At 71.0% G+C, this 762-nt stretch carries 1 protein-coding gene; it reads right to left on the bottom strand.

From position 1 onward, the window contains the following. A partial coding sequence (locus R1101_RS0124845) for a VWA domain-containing protein (RefSeq protein ID WP_016935811.1) occupies positions 1-762 on the bottom strand: 762 nt, incomplete at both ends.

Here is a 762-nt window from a genome sequence, read left to right as displayed (position 1 = left end):
GCGTGAAGTGGGAGAACCCGGCTACGGAACCGGAGACGTCGCACAGTACGACGAGTTCCGGGCGCGCCGGCCGGGGCTTGCGGTTCACCGGATCGATGGGCACACCGCCGGTGGACATGGACTTGCGCAGCGTGCGGCGCAGGTCGATGGCGCCGGCGCGGGCACGGCGGCGGCGCGCGGCGAGACGGCTCGCGAGCAGCCTTGCGAGCGGCACGACACTTCGGCGCAGGGCCACGAGTTCCGCGTCGGAGGCGCGCAGGAAGTCGACTTCCTCGGCGAGCTTGGGCACCCCGTACTTCTCGACGCGTTCGCGGCCGAGCTGTTCGGCGGTGCGGCGGCGGGTCTCGCGTTCGATCATGGCCCGGAAATCGGCGATCCGCTGGGCCGCGGTGCGACGCGCGACCTCGCTCTCGTAGGCGGCGTCGTCGCGTTCCTCCCGGGTGCCGTTGCCGAGGAGCCCCTCGAGGATCTTCGTCAGCAGGGTGTCCGGGGAGACGTCCCGCAGCGCCTGGTAGGCCGAGAAGGACGGTCCGTTCGACGATGCGTACCGACCGAGTTCCTCCACGATGCCGGAGACGAGCATCTCGGTGGCTTCGAGCGACTCCGGCGACTCCTCGGACAACAGTTCGGCGAGCAGGTCGCGCAGCGCGTCGAGGTCGACCTCCCCTGTCGGGGTGCGTGGAATGCTCACCTGCGGACCGTCGGCCTCGCGCCGTCCGATCGCGGGCGGGAACCACAGGTCGAACAGGGCGTCGAAGGTCG

Origin of the sequence: Rhodococcus sp. R1101, assembly GCF_000278445.1 — a bacterium.
GTDB classification, from domain to species: Bacteria; Actinomycetota; Actinomycetes; order Mycobacteriales; family Mycobacteriaceae; genus Rhodococcus; species Rhodococcus gordoniae.
The sequence above is the reverse complement of the archived record's forward strand: the minus strand, read 5'-3'. Positions and strand labels throughout refer to the sequence as shown.